A 21,655-nucleotide genomic window follows, 5' to 3' on the forward strand; every position below is an offset into this window, starting at 1 on the left:
TTCAGTTCCATGGCTTTAATGTGCAAAGCCGTACTTGCCGCGCTATTGAGCGCGGTGACTGTTGAGTCATATCAAAACAGCGTCGATTGATTTATTGCTGGAGCATGGTTTGCAGTGATGCCAATACCTGCTGGGTCATGCCGTTGAGTTTGGTGGCGAAGTACAGATAGATGCCCGTGCAGCAGACGCCCATGATCGCCCAGGGCGTCCACCAGGGCAGTTGACGGTTCATGCGGTAGTGCCGGGGCGCCACGTTGGTAAAGGGATCGGTCAACCGTTCAGAGGTGGGCCGGGTGGCGCGCAACTCAACGATGCGGTCGCGCAGGCGCTTGATCCAGATCTCCAACTCCTGATCGCCGTTGGTCTGGTTGGCGTACTTGCCGCGGTAGCCCAATGCCAGGCACCAGAACAGGAACACGAACAGGTCGTAGCGGTTCTCGGGTGCCGCCAGCAGCCGCTCCAGCACGCTGAAGAACTTCTCGCCGCCCCAGGTTTCCTGGTGGATGGCACTGAGCAGCGACTCTGCCTTCCACGATGAGTCGCGGCCCCACGGCGTGGCCATCACGGCTTCGTCGACCACGCAGCACAGGCAGTAGGAGAACACCACACGGTCGCCTTCGTCGCAGTGCTCAATTTGGCGCACTTCCTCGACCATCCCATGGATCATGGCCTTGACGTGGGCGTACAGCTGCTCCACGTGGTCATACTGCTCGGTGCCCTCCAGGCGAATGACGAGACCGAGTAGCGGTGAGGCGATGTCGTGGAGGGGATTGCCTGTATTTGAGCGGGTGTCGAAGCCCAGGGCATCAACCCGTGGGAATAGCTCGCTCAATGAAGGGGATTCGCGCGTGTCTTTCTGGTCCTTGTCATACGATTGAGAGGTTGTAACGGTCATAGGATGGACCTCCTGGTCACATTACCGGTTGCCGCCCGGTCCGGGCGGGCCATAGCTGGCGGGTTGCGTTGGCGGTGTTGACGATCTGCAGTTGATGAAAGGAGTTACTGCTCGCATATAGCGTCATGAAGTGAGAGAGCACGTTGCCGAACAGCTGTACCTCGCCCTCGCACTCGAAGCCCTCAGGGTCGATGTGCAGGGTAGTGCGCATGCCGCGCACGGGCAGGCCTTTGACCAGCCAGTCGTAGGGCTCGCTGCGCACTTCCTTGATGGCGTTGAGACGTTGGGAGGTCCTGCGTGCCTGCTGCAGGTCATGCGTACCGATCAAGTCGTAGGCCCGCAGCACCGAGGCGAGGGCGGCCGGGGAGGACAACGACAGGTTGTTCAAAGCCAGGTTGGAGATCAGCGCCCAGTGGCACTCATCGTGGCCGCCGCTTTGCAGCATGGGCGGGTAGCTGCGCGTGGGCGGGGTCAAGTTGCGATAGGTGACGTAGGAGGGGGTGTCCTGGGTCGTCAGGTCGATCTCGCCCGCCTTCAGTTGTTGGGGCCGGGCGCCGTTGCTGCACGTCAGGTCGATGCTCAACTCTTCTTGTTGGCCCTGGTAGGGCGACAGGTTGTGGTGCACCAGGCGAATAAGGTGTTGCACCTTGTCGTTGATCGGTTCCTGCTCGATATCCAGCTTGTAATAGCGGGTAGGTATCGGCTCGCCCAGCGGGAAATCACGGTGCAATGCCTCGAAGGGCTTGAAGTCCTGCACATGATCGTTCGACTTCAGGCGCTGGCTGCTGACCCGATCGATGCTGAAGATCTCGTCCTTTTGGCTACCCTGGCGGCCTACGCGTATGGGGGCACGAATCGCCTGTCCATTCAGCGGGATGGGCTCGGCCGGGCAGCTGAACAGGTTGATGGCGGGGATGCAGTTGAGCAGGACCGTCGTTTGATCGATCTGGATGCCGGGCGGCAAGGGCGCGTTGAAGCGCAACTCCAACTGGATGTGCTCGGCGGCTTCATCGGGCCAGTAGCCCGTCAGGCCTTCAATGCGAAAGCCATGAAAGCGTTCAGGGAAGCAGAAGAACTCCTGCAGGATGCGGTAGCCGTCCATGTGCTCGCCCGGGCTTGGCAGCAGGGCTTCATCGACTTGAAATCCTACGAAGGTCACGGAAGGCGGCAGAACAAAGCGGTGCTGGCCGATGTGCAGGTAGAGTTTGTCCAGGTGCTGTGACAGCCACTGGTAGAGGTTCAGCGCATTGCGGTTGCCCCCGGCCAGATGAAACTGCAGGTGGTCGCATTTCATACGCCGCAGCGGTTGTTCGGACAAGGCAGCGAGGCGGATGCGCACCACGGGCGCTTCGGCACTGGGCTGGGTTGTAATGCTGCGGATCTCCAGCGGTGCTATGGCCAGCGCAGCACAGGTACGGAATTCGCAGCTGACGCCATCAATGGGACGGGAAAAAACAGGTGTGCCCTTGGGCAGCACCTGGGTTTCACTCAGTGCGTGATCGACTGGCTGGAACTGCATCAGGGTCAGGCTCGGCAGTGGGCGCAGCGCGTTGGGGTAGAGCTGCTGCAGCAATGGGTGCGTCAGTTCGGGCAGATGGTCTTCGATCTTCATGGCCAGGCGGGCGGTCAGAAAGGCGAAGTGCTCTATCAGGTGCGCACTGCCCGGGTCTGAAGCGGTGCTGCCGAGGAAAGGCGCCAGGCGCGGATCATCCTCGACAAAGTCGTCACCCAGCTCTCGGAGCGTCTGCAGTTCTTGCATGAACCAGTCTTTAAACGTCATGTTTATTGTTTCGAGCGCTCTACTTAAGGATGTTGGTCCGATTCAATGAAACTTGATCGGTTTAATATGTAGGAATGCTCCTACAGTCTCGCGAATTAGTTGCTATGGTGTGATGCGTGCCTATTTATTATTTATTGCAGGTCGTTGCGCCTCGTCTCCAGAAAAAGTGTTAGCACTTATTTCTTTTGGTGAGCATTGATAATTAATTTCGGGTGCTGCTACTGTCGTCTGTAATTCGTGCCCTGAGCGTGCGTCAATTAATCGAAAATGCAGTCGGTAAGGTTTGCCGCTATGAAAGTGAAAAAGGACATTCTGCTGCGTGGTTTGTCGCTGGTGCAGCGCCAGGCAAGGCCCATAGTTGTTGTCACCCTATTGCTCTGTGTTGCAGTCGCAATGGTCGGGCTATGGTGGTGGGGGCCTCAGTGGCAATGGCGTGACCTGCAGCCGCTGGCAGAGCTGCCAGTGCGCATTGCCGTCACGGTGCTGCTCTTGGTGCTGCCCTTGCTGGTGTGGAGCGCGCTGGTGCACCGACGCCATCGCTCGATCGTGCGTGAGCAGCAGCGGCAGCGTAGTGAGGTGGAAGACCCCTGTCTGGTTTACCTGCAGGCACAACAGCGAGCCCTCGATAGCAGCCTGGACCGCCTGCGCGATAGCCAGGGCGGTCGCGGGCATCGCTACGATGTGCCGTGGTACCTCATTCTGGGGGAAGAAAACACGGGTAAGTCGAGTTTCGTCAGCCGCTCGGACCAGCGCTTTGCCTTGGCCCATACCGAGCATGGCTCGGCTCAACGGGCGAGCATCGATCCCGAGCTGGTGTTCGATGTTGACTGGTGGCTGGGCGACGATGCGGTGCTGATTGATCCGCCTGGCGAGTTCATCAGCCAGCCGGAGCGCTCTGTGCTTGCACCTGCCACCGTGCAGCCTCAGTCAGAGCCAGAAGAAGGCCGGGACGAGTCGTCCGTGCCTGCGGAAGCAGCTGCGCCCCTGGCGCTTAAACCAGCCGATTCACCAGGGCTTCCGGTAGGCATTGAACGCCGGTTGTGGCGGCACTTGATCGGCTGGTTGGGGCAAAACCGCAGTCGACGGCCGCTCAATGGGGTTGTGCTGTTGGTGGATATGAGCAAGCTGTTTACACGGGCCGAAAAGGAGCGGCGTGACCTGGCCTTGGTGCTGCGTGCCCGCCTGACGGAATTGGGTGGCGAGCTGGGCACTCGCTTGCCGCTGTACGTGGTGATGAGCAAGTTCGACCTGCTGGAGGGGTTCGAGGAGTTGTTTGCCAAGCTCCCTGCGCGTGAGCGAGAACAGGTGCAGGGCTTTACCTTCACGTTGGCATCGGTGAAGAACTTCGACGCCTGGATGGACGAGCTTGGCAAGGCTTACCAACGTTTCATCGAGCACCTTGGGGATACGCTGGTGTCCGCCATCGAGGCGATGCCGCCTGCGGCTCGCAAGCGCGTTTACGCGTTGCTCAGGGAACTGAGCGGTGGCCATAAGATGTTGCTGCGTTTCCTTGGCGACGTGCTGGGCAGTGATCGTTACACCACACCAGCGCTGGTACGGGGGCTTTATTTTTCCTCGGTCTATCAGCGTGGCGAGGTACGTAATTTGCTCGCGGATGCCTCTGCTCGCGCTTTCGCTTTCAGTGCGCCAGCGCTGACGACCAAGCCCCAGGGGGGGTCTGTGGTTTACTTCGCACAGCAACTGTTGCAGCGTGTGGTTTACCCCGAGGCTGGCTTGGCCGGTGATAACCAGAGGGTCGTTGAGCGCAAAGCCCGGCTACTCAGAGGAGGCTCCGTCGCCGCGGGTGTATGTGGGGTGGTCATGGCCGGTGGCTGGTTGTACTTCTATAGCGTCAACCGTGACAAGGCAGAGCATGTGTTGGAGAAAAGCCATGCGTTTACCACCAGCACCGATGCCAAGAGTGACCTGACCGGGCGCAAACTACTGGCCCCGCTGGATGAAATCCGGGATGCCGTGAGCCTGTACGGCGATTACCGCTCAGGTTGGACGGTTCTCACAGACATGGGGTTGTACCAAGGTAAAGCCATCGGACCACAGGTGGATCAGGCGTACCTGAATGCACTGGCCCGACGCTTTCTGCCGGCGATTGCAGGCGGTCTGGTTGTGACCATCAAGCAGGCGGCTCCCGGTAGCGACGAGCAACTGGCTGCTTTGCGCGTGTATCGTATGATTGAGGACCGCGACAATCGCCGGCCAGAACTGGTTGAGCAATGGATGGCCCGTGAGTGGCAAAAGGCCTATCCGGGTCAGGGCCAGTTGCAGGCCGCACTGATGCGCCATCTTCAATACGGCCTGGCTTACGCCGATGTCGAGTTACCGGGCTACCAAGGTGTGGTGGCCGAGGCGCAACAGCAGTTGCGCAAGCTGCCCTTGGCCCAACGTGTTTACATCGGCCTGAAGCAGCAGGCCCAGGAGCAATTGCACGGTGAGCTGGATCTGCGTAATGAGATCGGACCAGCCTTCGATATCGTCTATGAGCCGTTAGCCGAGCGAAACCACCAGGCGGCGGTCGATGGCAGCTTGTCGCTACCGCCATTGCTCACGGCGAGTGGCTACCGTGATTACTTCGACCCGCACAGCCAGAACGTGGCCGACCTTGCCCTGATTGATCAATGGGTGCTGGGCGAACGGCGTACCCTCGACTATTCCGACGTGGACCGACAGGCGCTGACCGAGCGCCTGCGCGCCTTGTACAGCGCCGACTACATTGACAGCTGGCGGCGAGTGTTGAACCAGTTTTCGGTCACCGAATTCACCGACCTGCCCCATGCTTTAAGTGTTTTGGAACAGATCACCGGCCCGGCCGCGCCGATGCGCCGATTGCTGGAAACCGTGCGCGGCAACACGTTGATTTACCCTCTGCCCGGGGATAACGAGCAGGAGCCGCAAGCCAATCAGCAGGGCCGCGCGCAGGCCATGGGGATTTACCGCTCATTTGCAGGGCTTTCGGGGATGCTCGATGTACAGGGTGACAAGCCTTCGTACTACGACGAAACCCTTCAGGCGGTCAGTGCTGTCTACGATTATGTGAAAGCAGTGCAGGATAATCCGAATCAGGGCAAGGCTGCGCTGGCAGTGGCCCTGAGTCGCTTCTCGGAGAAAGAACCTGACCCCATCCGCAACCTGCAGCGCATCGCCAGGGGTTTGCCGGAACCTGTGAACCGGCATGTTCGCCAACTGGCGGATCAGACTTCTCAGGTGTTGATGGTCGTGGCCCTGCGTGAACTGGAGCAGCGCTGGGACGCGGAGGTCTACAGCGTCTACCAGGAGCGGTTGGCTTCACGCTACCCCATCGACCCAACCGGGCCGGATGTTTCGCTCAAGGATTTCGAGGCGTTTTTCGGCCCTCAAGGTCAGCTCAAGCGCTTCCAGGATCAGTACCTCACGGTGCTTCTCAAAGACAACATCAGTGCGCTGTACTCCAGTGCGGATGAAGGCTATCTGGTTCGCCCCGAGGTTATGCAGCAGCTCAAGCAAGCGGAAGCAATCCGCAATGCGTTCTTCGACAATCGTGGCGAATTGAACGTGAGCTTTGGCCTGGAGCCAGTGGCCATCAGCAGCGGATTGCGTGGCAGCGTCTTTGGGGTGGATGGGCAGTTGCAGGCATTTGCCGACAAGGGTAAAGCCCCTATCGGAATGACCTGGCCAGGCCTTGTCGGGGAGGGCGGGCATAGCCGGGTCAGCCTGGTGCAGGCTGTCGGCACCACGGTCAGCCTGGGCTACCAGGGGCCGTGGTCGTTCTATCGTCTGCTCAGCCGCGGTGAGCTGAATGCACGCACTCAGACCAGCGTCGATTTGAGCTTCAGGATTGCCGGTGATTCGGCGCGGTACAAGTTCCATGCTACAGATGCGAACAACCCCTTCACGCGTCGGCTGTTCGCCGGGTTCGCATTGCCGCAGCGGCTTTTGCGCGAAGAGGTTGGCAGCGAAGTGGCGCAGCGGTAACAGCCCCAGCAATGAAAAATCCCGATGCCAGTACGGGATCGGGATTTTTCATTTGGCTGCTCCGAGGGTTTAATCCGGCCTGATCGCCCAGAACTGCATCTCAAGGTTCGGGAACTCCCCCGCGACGTGGAAACCAAAGCCGCTCGCGTGCTTGTACTGCTGCCAGGATTCATGCTGACGGTCGAGCTCGAAGTATACAAAGCCGGAGTGATGCGGCAGGTAGCGGGGTGTTACCAGCTGGGGGATGAGCGGTAAGCCGGGCATCTGCAGCTGCACGAAGTTGTGCAGCTGCTCAAGCGGGGTGACTTTGCCCTGCTGCTGGAACCGCTTGCGCAGATCGTCACCGGGCAAGTCGGCCCGCACAGCCAGGATGAACGTCGCCTCTTCCAGTAGCTTACGCTCATGCAGGGTTGCGGTTAGCTCACCGTACCTTTGCTCCTGGATCGGCAGCGAAACGGCCCGTGGCTGCAGGATCGTGCTCAGTGACCGACGCAGGGTTTCTTCCAGTACATGGAAAGAATCTGCGAGATTGTCGTGCTGGTAGGCGGGGTAGTCTATGGGTAGGCGGCCATCATCGGTGAACGTCACCAGCTCACCACAGGCCTGACCTAACGCAATATGCAACTGCTCGGGGTGTACGTGACGGCGACGTGCGAGGTGGTGGAAATAGGGGTGCAGGCGATTCAGCACCTGTAGCAATGCGAAATCGGTGACATCGGCGATGCCGGACTGGCCGGGTGAACAGATTCGTTCGGAAAGGTTGCGTGCTCGTTCGCGTATGAGCCCTGTGGCTTCCTCAAGGAACCTCAGCAGGGCGGGGGCGCCTTTGAGGGAGATGCTGGTGGGGTAGAAGTGCTGATCGAGCATCACACTACCGTCGGGACGTTTGTCCAAGACCTTGGCCAGGGCCAGGCAACTGTAGTTACTGTTGTCGTCATCCTGAAGTTTGAGCTGCAGGTTCGGAATCGCGACATCCAGGATCATCGAGTCGCCGCTGCCGCCGTGGTTGTCCATGACGGGAACACCTTTGGCGATGAAGCGGCCGTCCAAACCCTCGCTGTCGGGCCAGCGCACTTCGGTCGCGCCTGGGGCATGTAAGGGAAGGCTCAGGTAGACTTCCTTGTTTGCGGCGCCTGAGGGGATTTCCAGCGGTGCAGGTGCTGGCAGGTCGCCGGGGATGTCGAAGACGGTGCCGTCGGGCATCACGCCACGGGCGCGGATGATGGCGATTTTGCCGAAACTCAGGTACTCGGCATTCAACTCCAGCTCGCTAAACCCATAGAATGCGTCGTTCAAACTGGAAATACGTTGCTGCAGTGCCGATTCGGCGGCGAAGGCCATCTGCTGGAAGTGCTGGGGTTTGACGAACAGGCCTTCCTTCCACAGTACAGCGTTACGTGAACTCATCGGGTACTCCTTCTTTGATTGGGCGTGGTCACTGGCTTCGGCGAAGTTCGCTGTCCTTACGCAATTCAACGCTGTTGTTTTCGAAATAGATGTGCACCGTGTGGTTGTACCCGCGGGGTTTGATACGTATCGCATCCTTCCACTTGCTCTGTGGAGCATCCAGACGCGCCACTACCGCGATATAGCGGGTGCGTTCGTTTATTTCTTCAGGCTCGATGAACTTGAAATGGCCCGGCACCAGACGGTAATCGTCAACACGGATCAAAGTGGTACCCAGCGCCTTCTCCAAGTCCTTTTCGACCTGCTCGTAAGTGGCATCCAACAACAAAGAATCATCCCTGAGCTGAAGCACTTTGAACGCAATGGAAGCGGGTGACTGCTGCTGAGGTTGGTCAGGGGTTTCGGGCATCACAGTTTGCACTGCCATGTAACTGGCCAACTGCGCAGGCGCATTGGGTGATGTGTGAGGGTTGTGGTGCAGTTGTTCAGCCAGCGCACTAACGTTGTCGGTCAACTCAATGGCATCCGAGGCATTGAGAGTGACCCCCAACCGGGAGGAATGATCGGGTTGCGGTAATGGCTCGCCCAAGGCCCCATGCGCTGAACTGACTGCAGCGGGTGGATCAGCCGCATTGAGGCTCAGCGCGACATGGCTGATTTCATTGTTGGGGCCGCCGATAGAGAGCGTCGGATCCACCAGCACCTGGTACGCCCTACTCATTGACGTGCAGCCGCTAAGTGCCAGGCAGGCCAGTAATGCACCTATGTGCTTGCTCATCGCCTCTCCTTGCCGAAAATTTCAGCAATGGAAGGGTCAACCCGGGCCTGCGCAACACGGTCCAGATAGGCCTGTGGATCGAGTTCGTCCATTGGCACGGGCTTCAAGGCTTGAAACATGGCCAACTCGTCGGTAGCCGGTGTGCCGAGTACCTGCAATGGACACAGGCGTTGTGTGGCCTGAAGAGCCGAGAGCGGGTTGTTGGCAGAGAGAGGCTCAGGCTTTTCCTCATCCTCGCTGCACAAGCGAATGGCAATTCGGTAATCCCCGATTTGAAGCCTGTCGTTGTGCCTGAGACGGATAGGCGTGCCTGATAGCAGTGCGGTGTCACAGCCGTTCATGTAGCTGTTGCCGCTGTGGTCAATGATGCAGAAGTGGCCTTCATGCCAGTTGATCTCGCAATGCAACGGCAGGATGCGTGCGTCGCGATCGTGCAGCCGCCAGGTAGCCTCAGTGCCGAGCGTGCCACCCGCTTTTTCGAAACGATGCTGTGGCTCGCTGCCATGCAGCAGGTTTTCCGGATTGATAACGGCCAGAGTGAGATTAGGTGAGGGGACGTGTGGGCTCATGCGCGTACCGTGATGCGAACAGGGGGAGGGGTGGGGTCATTGCGGTCAGCAATGAAGCTGGTCCAACCCAGGTGAGAGCCATGCTCTGCCCGGAGGCTGAAGGGTGGTGCTTCCTCGGCGCGCATGCGCAACTCCAGGTCATACGCCCCGACATCCCGAAGCAGAAAATCCACCAGCCGGGTCAGACGGTGGAAGTTGTCACCGCTGGGGAGGAACTTGCGAAACTGCTGCTGATCCAGACCCGCGACCACAAGGGTGAATTTGCTGCTGCGTGACTCGGTGCTGCCGCCCAACAGGAAGTTATTGTTGAGCGAGCAGTTGCGTGAGCCCAGGCCATTGCGCTGGGCGTGAGGAATCAGCACCGTGCGCTTCTCGAACTCACGAATGCTGACCTGCTTGAGGTCAAAACAGTGCGCGATCATGCCGGCCACCATGCCCGGTGAGCGGCTACGGCTGGCGATCATCCCTGCAAAGCCAAGCAGGCGGCTCCAGGGCAGGGGGGTAGCGCCGCGCAGGGCTGAATCCTCCAGGCCGATCAAGGCAAAGATATAGCGGGAGAAACCGTCCTTCGCACCCGGCTGGAAGCGCCGGTAGTAGCGGTATTTGCGCCAGCCCTGATGCAGCAGGGTATGCAGGCGATGGTTGAAGAAGTTGAGGTACGCCGGGCGTAAACCGATACCCTGTGCGTGCTCATAGGCGATGGCATCAAGGTAATAGGTGGGCAGCGGCGAGTCGGTGCCATGCAGGCCCAGAAAGCTGGCCTGGATGCGGTAGCGATCAGCCTTCAGGTGGTCGGCGCTCAGCACATCGGCAACGGGGAAGGACAGTTTCGGTGAAACTTCCAGTCGTAACCGTCGGCGTGTTTCATGGGACAACGGACGCTGTTCCAGATCGTCACCGTACAGCTGGTGTACCAGTTCAAGAAGCTGAAAGTAAGAATATTGATGAGCATTGCGTAGAATGATGTCGGCTTGTGACCGGCGTATTTCTTCTTCAGAGTTATCCATTGGGTACTGCTCATTGAGAAAAAACCAATGCCTTCCGTGGCGTTAGTTGTCACGTATTGCAGCGCGTTCCAGGGCTATGCGTTTACTCGCTATGGTTAAATAGAGTAAGTTCGTTTTGTAGGAAAATTCCTCTGGGTGATGATTTTGATAATCTTGTTGATTGTCTTCTGAGTTTCAGTGTGCTTCAGGAACATGCACTTTTAACTGTTTCTCTGTCGACACTGGAAGTGTAAGGAAATGTGTGAAGTCGGCTGTAGAGCACATGCCTCGAGAGAAGCTCTGGCTGAGTGGGATGTGCGAGAGATCGCACAGGTGCATGTGACGGTTATTTCGAGTTGGTTGGTATGCCAGTGCTCAGTGCGTTTTAGCGCTCCAGGCTGTACATCCGGCACTCCGCCAGCAACGCCAGCAGGTTCGGCTCCCGCTCCCGGGCTTTCAGAAACACCACACCGATATGCTGCTGCAAGCGATATTGCGGCTTCAAGGCAATCAACCGGACGCGGTTCTCGTATACCGCGGCGATGCGCCCGGGCAGCAGGGCAAAGCCCACCCCCGAGCTGACCATGCTCAGCAATGTGAAGATATCGTTCACCTGCATGGCCACCTTCGGTTCAAAGCCGGCCTGCTGGAACACCCGTGCGCCATCGCGGTGGGTGGCGAAGCCCTGGGTCAGGGTAATGAACGTGGAGTCGGCCAGGTCGGCCAGGTCCACCTCGGCCTGCTCGGCGAAAGGCGAGTCGGTGGGGACCGCGAGGAAGATGTCATCGGAGAACAGCGGCAATTGCTCGCAGGCCGGGTCGCTGACGCTTTCGTCAAGGGAGACCAGAATGGCCTCCAGTTCGTGGTTCTTCAGGCGCTGCAGCAAGTCGATGTTGGAGCCCAGGGTGAGGTCGATGTTCAGTTCGCTGCGGCGCAGTTTCAGGCCCATGACCAGCTTGGGCACAGTCTTCACGGTTAGCGAATAGAGTGCGCCCAGGCGGAAGCGCTCAGCATAGAAGCCGGCGGCCTCACGGGTCTGGCGCACCATCTGCTCAGCGTCCTGGATCAGCTGTCGGGCCTTCTTTTCCAGCACGTAAGCACTTTCCAGCGGGATCAGCTGGCGGCCTTCGTGCTTGAACAACGGACAGCGCAGGGCGCTTTCCAGTGAGTGGATGGCGCGATGCACACTGACCGCACTGGTGGACAGCTCGGCAGCGGCGCGGCCGAGGTTGCCGGTGCGCATGAAGGCGAGGAAGGTTTCCAGCTTTTTGAGGGTGAGTTCTTCGTCGATCAGCATAGGCGGCCTTGGGCGGTCATTGCATGGATTCGATCAATGCCCACAACGCCGGGTCATCGAAGTCATTCACAACCAGCCTGGCCCCCGCCGCCAGCAATCGCTCCGGCGTCTGCGTCGTGGCCACGCCTACGGTGAAGATTCCTGCGCCACTGGCCGCAGCCACGCCTGGTAATGAATCCTCGAAGGCCAGCGCTTGCGCGGCTTCGGCGCCCAGCCGCTGCAACCCGGTGAGGTAGGGCAGCGGGTCTGGCTTGGGCCGTGCCAGTTCCTCGGCCACCAGCACATGCGCGAAGCGCTGGCCAAGGCCCATGGCATTCAACATGTGCTCGGCATTCAGCCGTGGTGCGTTGGTGACCACGCACATGCCGATGCTGCGCGCCTGGGCATGTGCCAGCAAGCGCAGCAGGCCTGGCATTGGTTCAAGGGAAGGCGACATGTCGCGGAACAGCGCTTCCTTGCGGTCGGCCAGCGCCTTGCACTGTTCGGCGCTGGCGTCGCTGAACAGCTCGGCGAACAGCTCGCCGTTGGCGCGGCCGCTGACCTGGGCATCGAACTGCGCCTGGCTAAGCTCGCGGCCATCGTGCTCACGCAGCAGCTGGCGAAAGGCTTGCAGGTGCAGGGTATCGGTGTCGGTGAGGGTTCCGTCGAGGTCGAACAGCAGGGCGGTCAGCATGAGATATCCAGATCAAAAAACACAAGCCAGGGGATCATAACCAAAGCTTGCGACAAAGGGGGCTGTTCAGCGCGCCCCGAAAAGAGTACAAATGTGCTCCATGGACAATCTAACCCCCAAACGCCGCGCCATTTTCGAATTCATTCGTGAGCGCATTGCCGACCATGGCCAGCCGCCAAGCCTGGCTGATATCGCCACGCGCTTCGGTTTTGCCTCGCGCAGCGTCGCGCGCAAGCACATCACTGCCCTGTGCCAGGCCGGCTACATTGATGTCACGCCGAACCAGGCGCGGGGCATCCGCCTGGCTGAACCGTTGCGCCGGCCAGAAATCCTCGAAGTACCGGTGCTGGGCCAGGTGGCGGCAGGTGCCCCCATCGGCCCAGACCTGGGCATTCACGAACAATTGCTGCTCGACCCCAGCCTGTTCCGCCGTACACCGGATTACCTGCTGAAGGTGCGTGGCGACTCAATGATCGACGACGGCATTTTCGACGGTGATCTGGTCGGCATTCTTCAGCAGGCCGACGCCCGCGATGGCCAGATCGTGGTTGCGCGCCTTGACGGTGAAGTCACCATCAAGCGCCTGCAACGCAAAGGCAGCCATTACCGGCTGTTGCCGCGCAACCCGGCCTACGCGCCCATCGATGTGAAGCCTGACCAGGAGTTCTTCATCGAAGGCGTGTTCTGCGGCTTGCTGAGGCGTGACTGATGGGCGCGGTGGTCGACCTCGACAGGCTGCTCGACCAGCGCCGGGTATGGCGCGGGCGGCAGGCCCAGGCGCGGCCACTCGGGTTGCAGCCCACCGGCCATACGGCCCTTGACGAGCGCTTGCCGGAAGGCGGCTGGCCAGTGGCCGCACTTAGCGAGCTGTTGCTGGCCAGCCCCGGTTGTGGCGAATTGCAGTTGCTGTGGCCAACCCTGGCCCGGCTAAGCGCTGACGCCAGCCGCGTGGTGCTGGTGGCACCGCCGTTCATTCCGTATGCACCGGCCTGGCAGGCGGCGGGGGTGGACTTGCGCTGGCTGGTACAGGTGGATGCCGAACCCGCCGATGCCCTGTGGGCCGCCGAACAGTGCCTACGCTCGGGCAGTTGTGCGGCGGTGCTATGCTGGCCGGAACGTGCCGATGACCGCGCCCTGAGGCGCTTGCAGGTGGCCGCCGAAACCGGTCAGGCACTGGCATTCGCCTGCAGGCCGCAGCAGGCGGCGTACAACCCTTCACCTGCAGCGCTGCGCATTGCCGTTGACACGCGCCCGGCGCAATGGCGTGTGCTGAAGAGCCGTGGCGGCATACCGCCAGCGCTGCCCATCGCCTGCCCGGGCCGGGGCTGATGCACCATGCTCTGGGCCTGCATCCTGCTGCCGCAGCTGGCGCTGGACACCGTCCTGCGTGAGCGTGACGACCCTGATACGCCTCTGGTGCTTGTTGGCGGGCCTACCCAGCGGCGTGTGGTGCAGGCCGTCAATCCGGCGGCCGCTGCACTTGGCTTGCGGGCCGGGCAAACCCTGACCGCAGCGCGTGCCCTGGCGGATGGCTTCATCTGTGTCGAAAGCGACCCCAAGCGCATCGAGCAGGTGCAGCAGTTGCTGGCGGCCTGGGCCTACCGTTTCAGCGCCCAGGTCAGCGTGCATTACCCTCGGGCGCTGTTGTTGGAAGTAGGCTCCAGCCTGCAACTGTTCGGCCCGTGGCCCTTGTTCGAGGCGCGTCTGCGCCAGGAGCTGGTAGACCTGGGCTTGCGCCAACGCATCGTCCTGGCCAGCAACCCGGTGGCGGCACGTATGCTCGCCAATGGCCACGACGGTTTGGCGGTGAGCGATGCCCAAGCAACTCGCGCAGCATTGCTGGCCATGCCCATCACGCGAATCGGCTTGCCGGCAGAGGCTGCCGAAGCCTTTGCCCGCATGGGCTTGCGTCAGCTGGGCCAGGTACTGGCCTTGCCGCGCGATACCTTGGCCAGGCGCTTTCCGGCCCAGGTACAGCTGCACCTCGACCAGTTGCTCGGCCTGCGCAACCTGGGGCTGGACTTCTACCAGCCACCGGACCGTTTCGAAACCCGGCTGGAACTGAATTTCGACGTTGAATCACACCAGGCGCTGCTGTTCCCGCTGCGGCGCATGCTCAACGATCTGGCGGCATTTCTCGCCGGGCGCGACTGTGGCGTACAGCGCTTTTGCCTGCATCTGGAGCATGCCGAAGGGCCGGATACCCTGCTCAAGGTGGGCCTGCTGGCGGCTGAGCGCGATGCTGCGATGCTGTTCGAGCTGGCCCGTGGGCGCCTGGAGCCACTGCGTATACCTGCACCGGTGCGCAACCTGCGGTTGGTCGCCGAAGACCTGCCGCCCTTCGTGCCGCAGCATCAGCCGTTGTTCGACCCGCGTGCTCAACAGGCGCAGCCCTGGGCGCAATTGCGTGAGCGGCTGCGCGCCCGCCTGGGTGATGAGGCCGTCAAGGGGCTGAGCGCGGCTGCAGATCACCGTCCTGAATGCGCCTGGCAACTGGCAGAGCAGGGCGTACAAGGCAACATGCCGGTTGCCCCGGGCAGCCGCCCAGGTTGGCTACTGCCTGCACCGATGGCGCTGGATGATGCCGGCTATCGGTTGCAGGGCCATGCCGAACGCATCGAATCGGGCTGGTGGGATGGCGGCGATGTGCGCCGCGACTACTACCGCATCGAAACCCGTGAGGGCCTGCGTGGCTGGGCCTACCGCGACCTGGGCCAGGCCGGCCCGCTGTGGTTGCAGGGCTGGTTTGCATGAGCACGCCGGGTTATGCCGAGCTGCATTGCTTGTCCAACTTCAGCTTCCAGCGCGGAGCATCGAGTGCCGAGGAGCTGTTCCGCCGTGCAGCTGAACAGGGTTACCAGGCGTTGGCGATCACGGACGAATGTACCCTGGCCGGTATCGTGCGCGCCTGGCAGGCCGCCAAGGCGCATGGGTTGCGGCTGATCGTCGGCAGCGAGGTGCAGTTGCACGACGGCCCCAAACTGGTGCTGCTGGTCGAAAACCTGGCCGGCTACCAGAACCTGTGCGCACTGATCACCCGTGCCCGTCGGCGGGCAGAAAAGGGTGAATACCAGCTTTTTCGTGACGACCTGCAGCTGCACGGTCAGGGCCTGCTGGCCTTGTGGGTGGCCGATGACAGTGACGATACGGCCACCGGCGAGTGGCTGCGCGGTGTGTTCGATGAGCGCCTGTGGCTGGCGGTGCACCTGCACCGTGGCCACGACGATGCCATGCGCCTGCAACGCTTGCGGGCACTGGCGGCCGATGTGGGGATCCGCGCCGTGGCATGTGGCGACGTGCACATGCATGTGCGCGGCCGCCGTGCCTTGCAGGACTGCATGACTGCCATCCGCCAGCATTGCCAGGTGGCCGAAGCCGGGCGTTTTCTGTTTGCCAATGGCGAGCGGCACTTGCGTAGCCTGGCGCAACTGGGCGAGCTGTACCCGTTCGACCTGTTGGCCGAAACCCTGGCCATTGCCCAGCGCTGCCAATTCGACCTCAGCGAGTTGAAGTACCAGTACCCCCGCGAATTAGTGCCCCAGGGCCACACCCCGGCAAGCTGGTTGCACGCGCTGTGCGAGCAGGGCCTGCCGTTGCGCTGGCCGCAGGGGCCCAGTGACAAGGTACGTGATGTGCTGGCCAAGGAACTGGCGCTGATCGAAGCGCTGGGTTACGAGAGTTACTTCCTGACCGTGCACGACATCGTCGCCTTCGCCCGCAGCCAGCGCATTTTGTGCCAAGGGCGTGGCTCTGCTGCCAACTCGGTGGTGTGTTTCGTGCTGGGCATTACCGAGCTCGACCCCATGGAGCACCACCTGTTGTTCGAGCGTTTCCTGTCGCGCGAGCGCAACGAGCCACCCGATATCGACGTGGACTTCGAGCACGACCGGCGCGAAGAAGTGATCCAGTATGTGTTCCGCCGCTATGGCCGGCACCGTGCCGCGCTGACTGCGGTGGTCAACACTTATCATGCAGCGGGTGCGGTACGGGATGTGGCGCGGGTGCTGGGTTTGCCAATGGATCAGGTGGATGCCCTGGCCAAATGCTGTGGCCGCTGGAGCGACCGCATACCCGACGACCAGCGACTGGCAGAAGCCGGCTTCGAGGCCGGCAGCCCTTCGTTGCGCCGGGTGCTGGTGCTGGCGGGTGAGCTGATCGGCTTCCCTCGGCACCTGTCGCAGCACCCGGGTGGTTTCGTCATTTCCCAGCAGCCGCTCGACCAGCTGGTGCCGGTGGAGAATGCGGCAATGGCGGAACGCACGGTGATCCAGTGGGACAAGGACGACCTGGACATGGTCGGCTTGCTCAAAGTCGACGTGCTGGCGCTGGGTATGCTCAGTGCCTTGCGCCGTTGCTTCGACCTGCTGCAACGCCACCGTGGCCGGCAGCTGACCTTGGCGACCATCCCCAGCGAATGCCCGGCCACCTACGCGATGATCAGCCGCGCCGAGACCATGGGGGTGTTCCAGATCGAGTCGCGTGCGCAGATGGCCATGCTGCCTCGGCTGCGGCCCCGAACGTTCTATGACCTGGTCATCGAAGTGGCCATTGTCCGCCCCGGGCCGATCCAGGGTGACATGGTGCACCCCTACTTGCGCCGGCGCCTGAAGCAGGAGCCCGTGACCTACCCGTCGCCGCAGCTCAAGGCAGTCTTCGCACGGACCTTGGGCGTGCCATTGTTTCAGGAGCAGGTGATGGAACTGGCCATGGTCGCAGCCGACTACACGCCGGGCGAGGCCGACCAGCTACGTCGCAGCATGGCGGCCTGGAAACGCCACGGTGGCCTGGAGCCGCACCGCGAACGGCTGGTGCAAGGCATGCTGCGCAATGGTTACGAACTGGCGTTCGCTGAGCGCATCTTCGAGCAGATCAAGGGCTTTGGCAGTTATGGTTTCCCGGAGTCGCACGCGGCCAGTTTTGCCTTGCTGTGTTATGCCAGCAGCTGGCTGAAGTGCCACGAGCCGGCAATCTTCACCTGCGCGCTGGTCAACAGCTGGCCCATGGGCTTCTACAGCCCGGACCAGTTGCTGCAGGAGGCGCGCCGCCAAGGTATCGAGGTGCGCCCCGTCGACGTTTGCCACAGCGACTGGGACTGCACCCTCGAACCTGATGCTCAAGGTGCGTTGGCCATTCGCATGGGCTTGCGGCTGGTGCGTGGCCTGGCCGAAGCCGATGCCAGGCGCGTGCAGCAGGCGAGGGCGCAACGGCCGTGGCGCGACGTCGAAGACCTTTGCCTGCGTGCTGGCCTCGACCAACGCGCCCGTGCCCGTCTGGCTGATGGCGGGGCGTTGCGTACCTTGGCCAGCGACCGCCATCAGGCACGCTGGCAGGTGGCGGCGGTGCAGCCGCAGTTGCCCTTGTTCGCAGAGGTGGAAGCGGCGCCTGAAGCCGCAGTTGATTTGCCTGTGCCAAGCGTGGGTGAGGACCTGATGGCCGATTACCAAACCTTGGGCACCACGCTCGGGCCGCATCCGCTGGCCTTGTTACGTTCACGCCTGAGGGCGTTGGGGTGTCGCAGTTCGAGTGAGCTGCAAGGTGTCGCGCATGGCGACACGATTGCCGTAGCCGGGTTGGTAGTCGGTCGCCAGCGGCCGCAGACTGCCAGTGGCGTCACCTTCGTCACACTGGAGGATGAGCACGGGATGGTCAACGTGGTCGTGTGGCGGGAGCTTGCCGAGCGGCAACGGCGGGCGCTGGTGGGGTCGCAGCTATTGAAGGTCAGTGGGCGGCTGGAGCAGGAGGAGGGCGTGAGGCACCTGATTGCGCGGCGACTGGAGGATGTGAGCCCATTGTTGCAGGGGCTGGATGTGCGCAGCCGCGACTTCCATTAAATGATTGGGGCCGCAAAGCAACCCCAAGATGCTCAAGACTGGGTGCTTATACCATCGCCAACCGCTGCTTGCGCGTCGGTGCCGGGAACGCCCGGTCTATCGCTCGCAGGTCTTCACTGTTCAAGGTCAATAAACCCGCAGCAGCATTCAGCCGCACATGCTCAGGTGTCACGGCTTTGGGGATGGCGATCACCCCGTCGTTGCGGGTCACCCAGGCCAGGCTGACCTGGGCCGGTGTAGCACCATGGCGCTCGGCGATTTCTGCCAGCACGGGGTGCTGCAACAAGCGCCCGGCCTGAGCCAGCGGGCAGTAGGCCATGATCGGCAGCGCACGTTTTTCGCACCACGGCAGCAGGTCGAACTCGATGCCACGCTGAGCCGGGTTGTACAGCACCTGGTTGGTGGTACAGTCAGGGCTGTGCAGTTCGCGCAGGTCGTCTACGTCGAAATTGGACACGCCCCAGCGCTTGATCTTGCCTTGCTCGCGCAAGCGCTCGAATGCATCGACCGTTTCTTCCAGCGGGTGCTGGCCACGCCAGTGCAGCAGGTACAGGTCAATGCAGTCGGTCCCCAAACGCGTGAGGCTGCGCTCGCAGGCAGCTGCCATGCCGCGTGAGCTGGCATTGTGCGGGTACACCTTGCTGACCAGAAACACCTGGTCGCGGCGCCCCGCAATGGCCTGGCCAACCACTGTTTCTGCACCGCCTTCGGCATACATCTCTGCCGTGTCGAGCAGGGTCAGGCCCAGCTCGATGCCCTGTTGCAAGGCCGCCACTTCTGCAGCTTTGCGGCCAGGGTCTTCCCCCATATACCAGGTGCCTTGGCCAATGGCCGGAACGCTCGAACCTGCCAGTTTCACGTAACGCATTTCACCTCCGGGATTCGGGTATTGGAATGCAGAACCTCAAGCAGCGCCTGCGCTGCGGTGGAAAGCTTGTGTTCGCTAAGGGCAATCACGCCGATGCGCCGCTCGACCGTGGGCTCAACCAAGGTCACGCAACGGGCGCCCAGCTCCTGCATCTGGTTGATGCACAGCGCCGGTACGGCACTGACCCCCAGGCCGCTGGCGACCATGCGGCCGATGGTCGCCAACTGGTGGCTTTCGAAGGCCACGGCCAGTTTGCCGTGCTGGGGGGCCACATTCTGCTCCATCAGCAGGCGCACTGCCGAAGGACGTTGCAGGGCGACGAAGTCTTCGGCCATCAGCTGTGCCCAGCTCACCTCGGGCAGCAGTGCCAGGGGCGAGTCGGCAGGCACCACCGCGACGAAACGGTCCATGTATAACGGGTGGAAGTCCAGCCCGTCGATGTTGTCCGGCTCGAAGCCGATGCCCAGTTCGACGCGGCGATGGCGCACCAGTTCCTGCACCTGTTCATTGATCACGTCATGCACGGTGACGTTGACCTTGGGGTAGCGTTGGCGAAACACCTTGAGCGAGTGGGGCAGCAGGTTGCCGGCGAAGGCCGGCATGGCTGCCACCGCCACGCGGCCGAGTTGCAAGGTGAAGCGCTGGCGCAGCATCTCCTCGGTGTCGTCCCAATCGGCCAGAAGCCGCCGTGCCAGTGGCAGCAGCACTTCGCCTTCGGCGGTCAGGCTGACGCTGCGCGTGGTGCGGCTGAGCAGGGCACCGCCGAGGTTTTCTTCCAGCGCCTTGATGGTCAGGCTGAGAGCGGGCTGTGACACATGCAAGTGCTCTCCGGCCTGGGCAAAGCTCTGATACTTGGCCACGGCGACAAAAGCACGCAGTTGCTTGACGTTCATGACAGGCCTTTTTTGTTTTGTAAAAGTTATCAATCAATGACGAAAACAAAATTAACAAATCAGTCGCTTACGGTGAAGATGTCTGCACACGCTCACCGACAGCTTCGTCGGTTCAACAACTACAAAAGGCGGATCAGCATGGCCGGACTGGACAAGCGCGTTGCAACCTATGAACAGGCCCTTGAAGGCCTGACCGACAACATGACGGTACTGGCCGGTGGTTTCGGCCTGTGCGGCATCCCGGAAAACCTCATTGGCGAAATCAAGCGGCGCGGCGTCAAGGGCCTGACCGTGGTTTCCAACAACTGCGGCGTCGACGGCTTTGGCCTGGGCGTACTGCTGGAAGACCGGCAGATCCGCAAGATGGTCGCTTCCTACGTGGGCGAAAACGCCGAGTTCGAACGCCAGCTGCTCAGCGGCGAGCTGGAGGTGGAGCTGACTCCGCAGGGCACCCTCGCCGAGAAAATGCGCGCAGGAGGTGCCGGTATTCCGGCGTTCTACACCGCCACCGGGTACGGCACCCCGGTTGCCGACGGCAAGGAGGTGCGCGAGTTCAAGGGCCGCAAGTACATCCTTGAAGAGTCCATCACAGGCGACTTCGCCATCGTCAAGGGCTGGAAGGCTGACCACTACGGCAACGTGGTGTACCGCAACACGGCGCAAAACTTCAACCCGCTGGCAGCCACCGCCGGCAAGATCACCGTGGTCGAAGTGGAAGAAATCGTCGAGCCAGGCGTCCTGTTGCCCAGCGAAATCCATACCCCGGGCATCTATGTGGACCGGGTTATCGTCGGCACCTTCGAAAAGCGTATCGAAAAGCGCACCGTCAAGGCCTGAGTGCCATCCACCAGAACAACAAAGAGATCCTGACCATGGCACTGACCCGCGAACAGATGGCGCAACGCGTTGCCCGCGAACTGAAGGACGGCTACTACGTGAACCTGGGTATCGGCATTCCGACCCTGGTGGCCAACTACGTCCCCGCCGACATGGATGTGATGCTGCAATCGGAAAACGGCCTGCTCGGCATGGGCGAATTCCCGACCGAAAGTACGATTGATGCCGACATGATCAACGCCGGCAAGCAAACCGTCACCGCCCGCCGCGGTGCCTCGATCTTCGATTCGGCGCAGTCGTTCGCCATGATCCGAGGCGGCCACGTCGACCTGACCGTACTGGGGGCCTTCGAGGTGGACGTGCATGGCAACATCGCCTCGTGGATGATCCCGGGCAAGCTGGTCAAGGGCATGGGCGGTGCCATGGACCTGGTGGCTGGCGCCGATAACATCATCGTCACCATGACCCACGCCTCCAAGGACGGCGAGTCCAAACTGTTGCCGCAGTGCAGCCTGCCACTCACCGGCGCTGGCTGCATCCGCAAGGTGCTGACCGACCTGGCCTACCTGGAAATCGAAGACGGCGCCTTCATCCTGCGCGAGACCGCACCAGGGGTGAGCGTTGAGGAAATCATCGAGAAAACCGCCGGCAAGCTGATCGTGCCGGATGATGTGAAGGAAATGACCTTCTAATCACTCGCTTTACACCGCCCCCTGTAGGAGCGGCCTTGTGTCGCGAAAGGGCTGCAAAGCAGCCCCGCGATTTCGGCCTCGACGCTGAGATCAGGGGCCGCTTTGCGGCCCTTTCGCGACACAAAGCTGCTCCTACAGGGGTTTTGTGTTTTTGCTGTTTTATCCGATAAAACCAATAAAAGG

The 21,655-nt window shown here is 61.4% G+C and carries 17 protein-coding genes; 7 read left to right on the forward strand and 10 right to left on the reverse strand.

Features of this window, described 5'->3' with window-relative positions:
• Nucleotides 1-91: 91 nt before the first annotated feature.
• Both icmH and tssF read right to left on the reverse strand, forming a co-directional pair.
• The gene (icmH, locus tag PM2_RS14090) at nucleotides 92-895 is read right to left on the reverse strand and encodes a type IVB secretion system protein IcmH/DotU (protein WP_042132023.1); all 804 of its coding nucleotides are present in this window, start codon (nucleotides 893-895) and stop codon (nucleotides 92-94) included.
• Between the two features lie 16 nt (nucleotides 896-911).
• Nucleotides 912-2,675: a type VI secretion system baseplate subunit TssF gene (tssF, locus tag PM2_RS14095; protein WP_028699153.1), complete on the reverse strand. Its 1,764-nt coding sequence runs from the start codon at nucleotides 2,673-2,675 to the stop codon at nucleotides 912-914.
• A 291-nt stretch (nucleotides 2,676-2,966) separates the two neighbouring features.
• Here tssF and tssM point away from each other — a divergent pair, with 291 nt between their 5' ends.
• On the forward strand, nucleotides 2,967-6,641 hold the full coding sequence (gene tssM / locus PM2_RS14100) for a type VI secretion system membrane subunit TssM (protein WP_028699154.1): 3,675 nt from the start codon (nucleotides 2,967-2,969) through the stop codon (nucleotides 6,639-6,641).
• A 69-nt stretch (nucleotides 6,642-6,710) separates the two neighbouring features.
• Here tssM and tssK read toward each other — a convergent pair whose 3' ends face one another.
• The 6 genes from tssK to PM2_RS14130 form a co-directional block, all read right to left on the reverse strand.
• Nucleotides 6,711-8,048 (reverse strand): type VI secretion system baseplate subunit TssK, encoded by a 1,338-nt coding sequence (tssK, locus tag PM2_RS14105; RefSeq protein ID WP_028699155.1) that lies wholly within the window; start codon nucleotides 8,046-8,048, stop codon nucleotides 6,711-6,713.
• A gap of 28 nt (nucleotides 8,049-8,076) precedes the next feature.
• Nucleotides 8,077-8,826 carry a type VI secretion system lipoprotein TssJ gene (gene tssJ, locus PM2_RS14110; RefSeq protein WP_016715314.1) on the reverse strand — a complete coding sequence of 250 codons (750 nt, stop codon included), beginning with the start codon at nucleotides 8,824-8,826 and terminating at the stop codon, nucleotides 8,077-8,079.
• Nucleotides 8,823-9,395 (reverse strand): FHA domain-containing protein, encoded by a 573-nt coding sequence (locus PM2_RS14115; RefSeq protein ID WP_028699156.1) that lies wholly within the window; start codon nucleotides 9,393-9,395, stop codon nucleotides 8,823-8,825. Before PM2_RS14115 ends, tssJ begins: the two co-directional genes overlap by 4 nt.
• Nucleotides 9,392-10,402: a type VI secretion system baseplate subunit TssG gene (gene tssG, locus PM2_RS14120; RefSeq protein WP_016715312.1), complete on the reverse strand. Its 1,011-nt coding sequence runs from the start codon at nucleotides 10,400-10,402 to the stop codon at nucleotides 9,392-9,394. The genes PM2_RS14115 and tssG overlap by 4 nt, the downstream gene beginning before the upstream one ends.
• A 364-nt stretch (nucleotides 10,403-10,766) precedes the next feature.
• Entirely contained in the window at nucleotides 10,767-11,678 is a 912-nt protein-coding gene (locus PM2_RS14125; RefSeq protein ID WP_016715311.1) for a LysR family transcriptional regulator, read from the reverse strand.
• A 16-nt stretch (nucleotides 11,679-11,694) separates the two neighbouring features.
• On the reverse strand, nucleotides 11,695-12,351 hold the full coding sequence (locus PM2_RS14130) for an HAD family hydrolase (RefSeq protein WP_016715310.1): 657 nt from the start codon (nucleotides 12,349-12,351) through the stop codon (nucleotides 11,695-11,697).
• 100 nt (nucleotides 12,352-12,451) lie between these two features.
• Between PM2_RS14130 and lexA the strand changes: the two genes are divergently transcribed.
• Genes lexA through PM2_RS14150 form a run of 4 tightly spaced genes read left to right on the forward strand, consistent with a single transcriptional unit; the run spans nucleotide 12,452 to nucleotide 18,182 of the window.
• Nucleotides 12,452-13,060, forward strand: a complete 609-nt coding sequence (gene lexA / locus PM2_RS14135; protein ID WP_162998268.1) for a transcriptional repressor LexA — start codon at nucleotides 12,452-12,454, stop codon at nucleotides 13,058-13,060.
• Nucleotides 13,060-13,680 (forward strand): translesion DNA synthesis-associated protein ImuA, encoded by a 621-nt coding sequence (imuA, locus tag PM2_RS14140; RefSeq protein WP_028699157.1) that lies wholly within the window; start codon nucleotides 13,060-13,062, stop codon nucleotides 13,678-13,680. The genes lexA and imuA overlap by 1 nt, the downstream gene beginning before the upstream one ends.
• Nucleotides 13,681-13,686: 6 nt before the next feature.
• Nucleotides 13,687-15,105 (forward strand): Y-family DNA polymerase, encoded by a 1,419-nt coding sequence (locus PM2_RS14145; RefSeq protein ID WP_028699158.1) that lies wholly within the window; start codon nucleotides 13,687-13,689, stop codon nucleotides 15,103-15,105.
• Complete coding sequence (locus PM2_RS14150) at nucleotides 15,102-18,182, forward strand: error-prone DNA polymerase (RefSeq protein WP_016715306.1); 3,081 nt, start codon at nucleotides 15,102-15,104, stop codon at nucleotides 18,180-18,182. Before PM2_RS14145 ends, PM2_RS14150 begins: the two co-directional genes overlap by 4 nt.
• A gap of 46 nt (nucleotides 18,183-18,228) precedes the next feature.
• On the opposite strand, the gene PM2_RS14155 is transcribed toward PM2_RS14150, so the two are convergent.
• Together PM2_RS14155 and PM2_RS14160 are read right to left on the reverse strand one after the other, a co-directional pair.
• Nucleotides 18,229-19,050 (reverse strand): aldo/keto reductase, encoded by an 822-nt coding sequence (locus PM2_RS14155; protein ID WP_016715305.1) that lies wholly within the window; start codon nucleotides 19,048-19,050, stop codon nucleotides 18,229-18,231.
• Nucleotides 19,038-19,943 carry a LysR family transcriptional regulator gene (locus PM2_RS14160; protein WP_016715304.1) on the reverse strand — a complete coding sequence of 302 codons (906 nt, stop codon included), beginning with the start codon at nucleotides 19,941-19,943 and terminating at the stop codon, nucleotides 19,038-19,040. The genes PM2_RS14155 and PM2_RS14160 overlap by 13 nt, the downstream gene beginning before the upstream one ends.
• 138 nt (nucleotides 19,944-20,081) lie before the next feature.
• Here PM2_RS14160 and PM2_RS14165 point away from each other — a divergent pair, with 138 nt between their 5' ends.
• Nucleotides 20,082-20,780 (forward strand): CoA transferase subunit A, encoded by a 699-nt coding sequence (locus tag PM2_RS14165; protein WP_016715303.1) that lies wholly within the window; start codon nucleotides 20,082-20,084, stop codon nucleotides 20,778-20,780.
• 35 nt (nucleotides 20,781-20,815) lie between these two features.
• Nucleotides 20,816-21,472, forward strand: coding sequence for a CoA transferase subunit B (locus PM2_RS14170; RefSeq protein ID WP_028699159.1), 657 nt, complete (start codon nucleotides 20,816-20,818; stop codon nucleotides 21,470-21,472).
• Nucleotides 21,473-21,655: the final 183 nt, after the last annotated feature.

The sequence above is a fragment of the Pseudomonas monteilii NBRC 103158 = DSM 14164 genome (assembly GCF_000730605.1).
GTDB classification, from domain to species: domain Bacteria; phylum Pseudomonadota; class Gammaproteobacteria; order Pseudomonadales; family Pseudomonadaceae; genus Aquipseudomonas; species Aquipseudomonas monteilii.